Origin of the sequence: Novosphingobium sp. 17-62-19 (assembly GCF_002256775.1) — a bacterium.
Lineage (GTDB): Bacteria > Pseudomonadota > Alphaproteobacteria > Sphingomonadales > Sphingomonadaceae > Novosphingobium.
In genome coordinates this window covers 1-7964 of the sequence record NZ_NCII01000121.1, presented here as the reverse complement: position 1 = coordinate 7964, position 7964 = coordinate 1, and the positions used below count along the sequence as shown (strand labels likewise).

Genomic DNA, 7964 nt, shown 5'->3' with positions numbered 1-7964 from the left:
GCGCTTGGGGGCCTTGCTCCGCGCCTTCGTGGAAGGCTGCTGTGCCTTGAGGCGCTGGCTCATGCCATGGCGTCGCCACGCATCGGGGTGGATCGGGCGTGCGAGAGCGCGGTTCCACAGCCCGCGCCCCAGCAAGCGTGCCGGAACGTGCAGCGCCCAGGTCATGGGCGAGGCGGGCCATGCGGCCCCTGCCAGAACCATGCGCCAGGAGACCGGTCCGCGCAGCGTGATCACCCAGCACAGCCAGCGGCCGTAGCGGTCAGCACCGAAAGGGATGAACAGCGCCCGGCGGCCCTCGAGCATGGCGACCAGCGCGCTGCGGGCCGTCTTGCCGTAATCCTGGGTGTATTCAGGAGCATCGATCCCGCGAATGCGCACGCGGTAGCTGTGGAACCAGGCCTTGCTCTCGACGCTATCGCCATCTGCGAAGTGGCTGACAGTGCCGACCCAGGGAAGGCCGATCGACTTGGCGAGAATGAAGAGGAGAGCAAGAGCGGCCAAGGCCGGGATGGCGATGGCAAGCGGGCTGCCCGCAAGGGCGTTGATAGCTGCCGGCATCGCTCAGGCAGCCTTGCGCCACTCGTTGCCGCGCTCATCGCGCAGCGTGTCGCCTTCGTAAACGGCGACGACCTTGAGCATGCCTCTCTCGCGAACTGCCATGCCCTTGGCGAGGCGCTCGCGCTTCATGGCATCGGCAATCCGTCCAAAGCCGATGACGACCGGCTGGCCACCTTCGGCAAACGACACGTAAGCCTGGCCGCCGGTGGTGCGTCCTTCCTTCATCGAGGCCGACTGGAAGTCGACGTGGATGGCCTGCGGAGCTGCTGCAGTCGCCTTGGTGCGAGCAGCCGGCGCCTTCTTGGCAGCAACGGGAGTTGCAGGCTGGGTCACGGTGGCGGCCGAAGCCTTGCGACGGGCGATCGCCCGGGCGATGGCAAAGCGCTGAGCAGTGGAACGGGCCATGGTATTTCCTCCGTATGGATTGATCGCTGGAATATTCCCCAGCTCCAATGAAAATGGCGGAGAGGGCTGCCCCTCTCCGCCATCCTCTCCTCGCCAGCCAGGCGATATCAGGCAGCCAGTCGCGAGCGTTCTGCGTTTGCGATGGCGCCAAGGTCGGCGCGTTCGGCCTGGCCGTTGGGCCGCGCCGCGCGCACCGGTGTGGTGCTACGGATTTGCTTGAGCAGATCCGCTTTGGTGAGGCCGGCTGTCTGCGCCAGTACCTGCCCGACAGCCGTGGTGGTGGCGTGATCAAGCATGATGGAGCGGTTGAGCCGACCAAAGCCAATGGCCTGCAGGATGCGTAAGGGCTGCTGAGCATTTGCCCGGACGAGCTGTTCGAGATGCATCAAGCGCGGTCCGCGAATGTTGATGTCGTACTCATAGTCGGTCGCCTGGCGGCCGGTCGCTTGCGCCACGTGCCAGTCGATCAGGTAGATCAGCATGGCAATGCGCTGGAAGTCACGCTCGCGCGAGGTGAGCAGGTGGATGAGCGCGCGAGCCTTGTCGAAGGTCATGAGCTGGATCCAGTGGAGCGCTGACGATCAGCGCATGAAGGCGTGAGAGATGACCACATCGCCGGCTCTCAGGGCGACGCCGGCTGCTGCGAACCATGCGACAGCGATGGCAAAGGGCGAGACCCCGTGGGAGAAGAACACGGCGTTCCAGGTCGACTGCATTCCGGTCCATGCCAGGAACAGGAAGACGGCAATGCAAAGGGCGGCAAACAAGACATCGAGAGTTGTGCGGAACATGGCATTTTCCTCATCATCGTTGTGCTGGTTTCCAATCCCCGACCTCTCCGGCGCAGCCGAAAACGCCCGGCCGGATGGTTCCGACCGGGCGCCTGGTGCTGGTGTTAGTTGCAGTTAGGCAGCTGTCAGAACTGCTCGCGCTCGCAGTATCGGCCTTTGGCAGCCACGCTGACGAAATCCCTCTCAGGGTAGCGCAGCGCCGTCAGCGAGCCGCCAAAGACACAGCCTGTATCGATGGCGATCACGTTGTTCACCTCGCGCGGGTTCGCATGGACGACATGGCCGTGCACCACGAGTGCAGCGCCATGATAGTCGAGGGCGAAATCCTCGGCTTCCGGGTGGCCGTAGGCGTCAACGCCGCCGGTCACCTTGCCATAGAGGGCCATGCTGCGCGCGCCGCGCGAGCGGCGGCCCTGCTGGGCTTCCTCGAGGCCGGCATGGGCAACGATGAGCTTGCCCTCATCGAGCACGAGATGTGGCTCGGCGCCCCCGAGCCACTCGCCCATGGCAGTGCGAGCATCCTCAGCAAGAACTTCGAGTTCGTCGACGCTGGTTTGCATGGCAGGCGAGATGGACACCTTCTTGCCGATCAGCCAGCGAGCCAGTTTCTCGTCGTGGTTGCCCAGGACACGTAGCGCGCCGAAGCGCTCGAGGTCCTTGACCAGCTGCAGGACGGGGAGGTTTGCAGGGCCGCGATCGGTGAGATCGCCAAGGAAGACCAGCGTGCGGCCTTCGGGGTGCGGCTGGGGCTTGCCGGTGTCGGCATTGATGTAACCGAGGCGGTCCAGCAGCTCGCAGAGCTCATCGTGGCAGCCGTGAATGTCGCCGACGATGTCGAAGGGGCCGTGCAGGTGGTGCAGGTCACACGGCATCGGCGAGATGGTGTAGGAAAGCCGGGTGTCGGCGCAGACTTCCACGACCATTGCAAAGCCCTCATCGTCGCCGATTTCCTCGGCGCCGGGCAGGCGCAGGGCAATCGGGATCGCCCCGCGCTTGGTGGCAGCATTGACGACCTGGCGGCGAGCGGTGCGATGGCTGCGCAGCATGCACACCCGGACCGGCTGGCCCGCATCCAGCGCCTCGTAGAGCGCCTCCAGCGATGCCTCGGGCTTGTTCACATCCCATGGCGAGGCAATTGCCGGGATTGCATCTGCAACCTTGGCCATGAAGCCGTTGTCCTTGGCCTTGCCGAGAACGAGCACGGCTGAGTGGCGGGGAAGGGCGATCGTCGAGGTCATGGTTTCTTCCCACATAGTGCGTTGCCTATGGTGCAGCAAATCCTTGGGTCACACGGCATAGCCGCAGGCCAAATAGAAAGGGGCAGGAGCGCCTGAAGCACTCCTGCCCCTCATGAGCCCGCCTTAAGCGGTTGGGCGTTCAGCGGAAGGCCTGGCTCATGATCTCTTCCGGCGCAGCGCCGGGATAGACTGCATCGCGCGTGATGAAGAACGGGGTGCCCGAGACGCCGATCTCGTTGGCCACCTTGGTCTGGTTCTCGAAAGTCGCATTGACCTTGGGACCGCGCATGTCCTTCACGGCCTGGTCATAGTTGAGGCCAACCTTGGCGGCGATGGCCTTGAGTGCCTCGTCGGTCGGCTTGGTTTCATGGTGGTTGCCGAAGGCTTCGTAGAGCGCGTGGTGGGTTGCAGGGAACTTGCCCTGCAGGTCCGATGCCAGTGCGAAGCGGGCAAGCTTTTCGGATTCCGCGCCGAAGATCAGGCGCATCGCGATGATGACGCGCACTTCAGGGCGCTTCTTGACGATGTTGTCGATCGCGTTGTGCGCGGTCTTGCAGATCGGGCAGGCGTAATCGATGAACTCGACCACCGGCACGGTGCCATTGGGATTGCCGATGACCGGGCCCCAGCCCTTGGCGAACATCTGCGAGCGCAGCGGGCCGGCCTTCTCGTTGAGAGCAGTCGTCTGGTCCGCCTGCTGCTTGGCCTGCGCGGCCTGCATCACTTCCTGGATGATCTCGGGATGAGCCGTCAGTGATGCGCGAAGCTTTGCGGTGAACGCCGGATCTTCAGCCTGCTGGGCGCTGGCTGGCATGGCGACGAGTGCTGACGCGGCAGCGACCGCCGCGAGGACGAGATTCTTGATCAAGATGGGTACCCCCTTGTTGGCATGACCTCCGATAGGAGGCGTGCTCACCTGTTTCCTACACCGGATGTCCGGTGCCATTCAAGCGAAAGCGTCTGCCTTGCCTACATTATCTCCCATGTCGCCAGCTGGAACACGGACGTTAGTGCTAGATGTAGACGTTGCGGGGGTTACAATGTGCGTGATGGCCAGCTAAACTGGCGCAGATCACAAGGGGATATGCACAATGACCGACACCATGCCAAAGCTGACGATCCAGGAGCTGTCGGAAACGACCAATGCGGCCAATTATATCGCAAATTGGGGCCCTGATGGCGATCTGCGTTCTTTCGCAGGCGAGGTGAATGAACCTGCATCCCGTCTGGAACGCAGCGCGATGATCGCATTTGAGGCGATCGCGCCGAAGTTCGACAAGGAGATACATCGGGGCGGATCCTCGTTTCAGGATGATCGCAACGAAATGATCGACCTCATCAGCAACGGCATGCGCCTGGCAGTCGTTGAGGAACGCCAGAATGCTCACGAAGAGCGGACCGACCTGCAGCGCGCACGTTCCATTCTCATCTCGACCGCGCTGGTGGTCGAGGGCCGTGCGGCCCATGACGGCGGGAGGGACTTCCCCTTCGATTTTACGGCTCTGGAGAACATCCGGAAGCTTGCCGGCCTCCAGGACATCAAGATGGACAGGCCCGAAGCCGGTGCGATCGGGGTCGGTATGGCTGACCTGATCGAACGCAAGGATCTGGAGGCGAAGGTCGCGCAGACCATCGGCAAGGGTAAGGAGCCTTTTGCCGATCAGGACTTGGAGTTCTCGATGATGGTGCTCAGCTCCACATTGCCACAGATCCGTGTCCGTGACGCAGGACCCATCGTATCGGCAGGCAAGGGTGCGGAATCCGCCCCCGAGATGAGCGAGCTCGCCAAGGCGATGGCCGGCATGGACAAGCAGCGCTGAAGGTCAGGGCTTTTCAGTCCGGCGCAAGAAAGGGCAGGGACCAATATGGTCTCCTGCCCTTTGTGTTTTGTGCTGTGTGTTCAGGCCGCCTTGCGTACCGCTTCGAGGTGGGCGGTTGAGCGAAGGACCACTGTGCCAGCGGTCAGCTTCTCGTCGAGCTCTCGCGCCCAGCGTTCAAGGTTCGACATCACCTTGGTCCGCAGCTTCGGCAAATCGCAGTAGTCATGGTGGCCGAACTGGAAGGTGACGAGGTCGTTCGGGTACTTCACCTGCGTGAAAACCATGAAGGAACGGTCATCACGAGAAGGACCGGTCCAAAGGTTGCCGATGTAGCCGTAACTAAGCCCGAGGCGGGGGTAGAGGTTGCAAACTCGGACCATCTCGGCCCGGATGTCGGCGTCAGCCTGGGCGGGGTCGACGTGAGCTTCTGCCTCACGCTCTGCGACCCACTTGTTGACGATCTCGGTGAGGTGGACGATCGACTTGGGCACGCCATAGTCGACGTAGAACTGGCAGCGCATGGAATAGGCCGACTGCATGAACGGCCAGACCATGTTGTGGATCTGCGTCATCTCCTCGGTCCACGGCTTGCCCGGATCGAGCCGCGGCATGCACCCATCGACGAAGGATGAGTAGGCGGTCATGAGCGGGAGCACATCGTGCCCGGCCTCAGCCGCACGATTGACGATGCGGCTGAGAACCTGGACCTGGGTCACCATGTCATCGGTGAGCGTGAGGAACCGGCCCTTGCGGATCGCCTTGAGGACCAGCGTGGGCATCTTGCGGATTTCCGCGTCGGGCAGATGGTGCGCCATGATTTCATCCCTCAGATTTGACATGACCAAGGGATACCGACCCACGGGAACCGGATTTACCGGAGAAGGCTGTCTGCGCAGCCTTTTAGCTGCCATACGAACTCGGCATTGTCGGAGAGATCAAAGGTGGCAAGACGCTGCTTTGTTTGGATCGCCTGGAAGGTCACATAGCGAGCTTTCGCAAAGCTTGACAGAAATGCCTCAGAACTCCCGTAGCCAACCCAGATCACCCTTGTAGTAGTGTCGGAAGGTACCCGGCTGACCTTGGCAGCCGTTTCGACATGTTCGAATGGTCCGTCCTGCGCATTTGAGAAACGGGTCGAGACCGGGATGATATCGCCTACAGCGAGGTTCGAAGCCTCCCAGGCGCTAAACGCCACACGCAGCCGATCAGCGAATGGAGTGTGATCGACTTCGAGAACGTCGACTCCGTCGTTCATGATGCCGCTGCATTCCCACAGATTGCCCGGGCGCAACCTCTTGGTGATCTTCCAAGGGCCGACAGTGGTATAGAATTGGCCGTCAACTTGGTCACCGGCAGCTGCTGGAACTGCTTGCGTCAGGAGGAGAGCGAGGGTGGCTGAGGCAAGGATCGATCGATAACGCATGTCAGTTGGCCGGGATCGAGTAAGCGCAGCGGCGGAGGAGTTCGATCGCTTCACCCGATCCGTCCAGATTTATCAGAGCCAATCGTCGTGAACTGCCCTGGGTGAAGATCCCCATCACTTCTGATCGAGAGAAGGTATCGAGAAACTTTTCGGCCGCCGGTATCTTGCCGTAGAAGGTCCGGCCGTTGCCGCCGGCATCATCATTGACCTCGGCCGAGGCTTCGAATTCGATCACATCCTCCACTTTCGAATCAGCGACGAATGTTGCGCGCAAATCACCTCGGGTGCCTGCTTTGAAATTGGCGCCATCCTTGATTGAGAAGCCGAAGATCAGAATGTCGCCGATCGGAGCGAAGGCCATGAAGACATCGTGATCGCGGGTTCCGACATAGATGTCGCACCGTGACGATGCGTCGTTGCGCAGGTTCTTGAAGACTTCCCAGTAGCCAGCTTCGCCGTATTTTACGCCAGGATTGTTGGCAGCGGCATTCGCAAGGGTCGGGCTGAATGCAAACGCCCCGAAGGCGAGCAGGGCGGCAAGTATCTTCACGTCATTTCCTCCAAGAACAGGATTGTCCTTGGGGGCCTAAACCCTAAAATTTCCCTGCTGCTGAGGGCTTTAGTCCGTAATGGCGCACGCTGCTGTCCGGAGATTGGCGCTCATTGGGGTTTGAGCGAATAGGCACATTTTCTCAAAAGTGCGACAGCCTTGGCTGATCCCTTGAGATCGATCGCAAGTAGCGTCCGAAGTTCTGGATCTGTAAATACCGCTATGAATTCTGCAGATGAGAAATCCCTCAGAAAGGGTTCGGCGTCAGGCAACCTTGCGTAAAATGTTCGGTGGCTCTCAACGTCGGTCCCGTTGCTCGTGCTGGCATCGACCGGGATCATCGGATGGTCCGGCCCCACCTTGTTGCCGAGTCCGATCTTGAGTTCAACATCCTTCCCTACAGGGAAGTTAGCCCGCCTTATTCACCAAAAGTGTCCTGAAGGGTTGGCGGGAGTGGCGTAAGCCTCTGATCTGAATTAGGAACTGGGTGTCTAAGCCGAACCTGCCGCAGGGCAGAAAATGCCACGGGCCACACCCGCCATGAACGATGATATCGCAAGCTCATTTGGATTCCCAGCAGTCGGCCGCAATAAAATCACAGCTGCGTTCGACGGTGGCCGGCTTACCTCGGATGGCGGTGTTCTACTGCTTGCACAGGCCGAGCGCGCGATGGGGATTTGCCAGCGCCTGGCGGCTTGTATTGCCGATCCGCGCGATCCAGCGCGGGTGATCCATCGCCTGGATGACATTCTGCGTGCCCGTGTGTTCGCGATTGCGTGCGGCTATGAGGATGCCGATGATCTCGATGCTCTGCGCGACGATCCAGGCTTCCGCCTGGCGCTCGGCAAGCTGCCGGAATCGGGCGCGGGGCTGGCCAGCCAACCGACGATGAGCCGGTGGGAAAATGCACCGACTACGCGCGAACTGGCCAGCATGATGGCCGCGATGATCGACATCTACTGCGCCAGCTATCCCGCTGTTGATTTCCGTTGAGAGTTGACCCGGGATTTCCATTGAGAATTGACCCGGGTGGATACTATGTCCCGCGATGCGGGCGGTGGGTCAAGCGGGTGATTTTTCCGGCTCTGTTGCAAAGATTGGCGGCAGTCAGAGGTAGGCTGTCGCTCTGCGCCGATCAGGCGGCTGCTGCGAAATGGTGGTTGAGCATGCCCATGGCCT

The 7964-nt window shown here is 61.2% G+C and carries 10 protein-coding genes and 1 pseudogene; 2 read left to right on the top strand and 9 right to left on the bottom strand.

Features of this window, described 5'->3' with window-relative positions; all coding sequences use genetic code 11:
* From B7X90_RS17210 to B7X90_RS17185, 6 genes are all read right to left on the bottom strand, one after another.
* Positions 1–558, bottom strand: a 558-nt coding sequence (locus tag B7X90_RS17210; RefSeq protein WP_292626559.1) for a thermonuclease family protein, incomplete at its 3' end; no start/stop codon positions are given.
* A 3-nt stretch (positions 559–561) separates the two neighbouring features.
* Complete coding sequence (locus tag B7X90_RS17205) at positions 562–963, bottom strand: hypothetical protein (RefSeq protein ID WP_292626557.1); 402 nt, start codon at positions 961–963, stop codon at positions 562–564.
* Between the two features lie 107 nt (positions 964–1070).
* Complete coding sequence (locus B7X90_RS17200) at positions 1071–1517, bottom strand: hypothetical protein (RefSeq protein ID WP_292626555.1); 447 nt, start codon at positions 1515–1517, stop codon at positions 1071–1073.
* Positions 1518–1544: 27 nt separating this feature from the next.
* Positions 1545–1754, bottom strand: coding sequence for a hypothetical protein (locus B7X90_RS17195; RefSeq protein ID WP_292626552.1), 210 nt, complete (start codon positions 1752–1754; stop codon positions 1545–1547).
* Positions 1755–1879: 125 nt separating this feature from the next.
* Positions 1880–2992 (bottom strand): metallophosphoesterase, encoded by a 1113-nt coding sequence (locus B7X90_RS17190; protein ID WP_292626550.1) that lies wholly within the window; start codon positions 2990–2992, stop codon positions 1880–1882.
* A gap of 139 nt (positions 2993–3131) precedes the next feature.
* Positions 3132–3860 carry a DsbA family protein gene (locus B7X90_RS17185; RefSeq protein WP_292626548.1) on the bottom strand — a complete coding sequence of 243 codons (729 nt, stop codon included), beginning with the start codon at positions 3858–3860 and terminating at the stop codon, positions 3132–3134.
* A 223-nt stretch (positions 3861–4083) separates the two neighbouring features.
* Here B7X90_RS17185 and B7X90_RS17180 point away from each other — a divergent pair, with 223 nt between their 5' ends.
* Positions 4084–4812 (top strand): hypothetical protein, encoded by a 729-nt coding sequence (locus B7X90_RS17180; protein WP_292626546.1) that lies wholly within the window; start codon positions 4084–4086, stop codon positions 4810–4812.
* Between the two features lie 80 nt (positions 4813–4892).
* Here B7X90_RS17180 and B7X90_RS17175 read toward each other — a convergent pair whose 3' ends face one another.
* The 3 genes from B7X90_RS17175 to B7X90_RS17165 are packed head-to-tail and all read right to left on the bottom strand — an operon-like array spanning position 4893 to position 6785.
* Positions 4893–5627, bottom strand: a complete 735-nt coding sequence (locus B7X90_RS17175) for a hypothetical protein (RefSeq protein WP_292626543.1) — start codon at positions 5625–5627, stop codon at positions 4893–4895.
* Positions 5628–5683: 56 nt separating this feature from the next.
* On the bottom strand, positions 5684–6235 hold the full coding sequence (locus tag B7X90_RS17170; RefSeq protein WP_292626539.1) for a hypothetical protein: 552 nt from the start codon (positions 6233–6235) through the stop codon (positions 5684–5686).
* 1 nt (position 6236) lies between these two features.
* Entirely contained in the window at positions 6237–6785 is a 549-nt protein-coding gene (locus B7X90_RS17165) for a hypothetical protein (RefSeq protein WP_292626538.1), read from the bottom strand.
* 519 nt (positions 6786–7304) lie between these two features.
* Here B7X90_RS17165 and B7X90_RS17160 point away from each other — a divergent pair.
* Positions 7305–7763 (top strand): annotated as a pseudogene (locus B7X90_RS17160) (transposase); the annotation flags it as partial.
* Positions 7764–7964 lie beyond the last annotated feature (201 nt).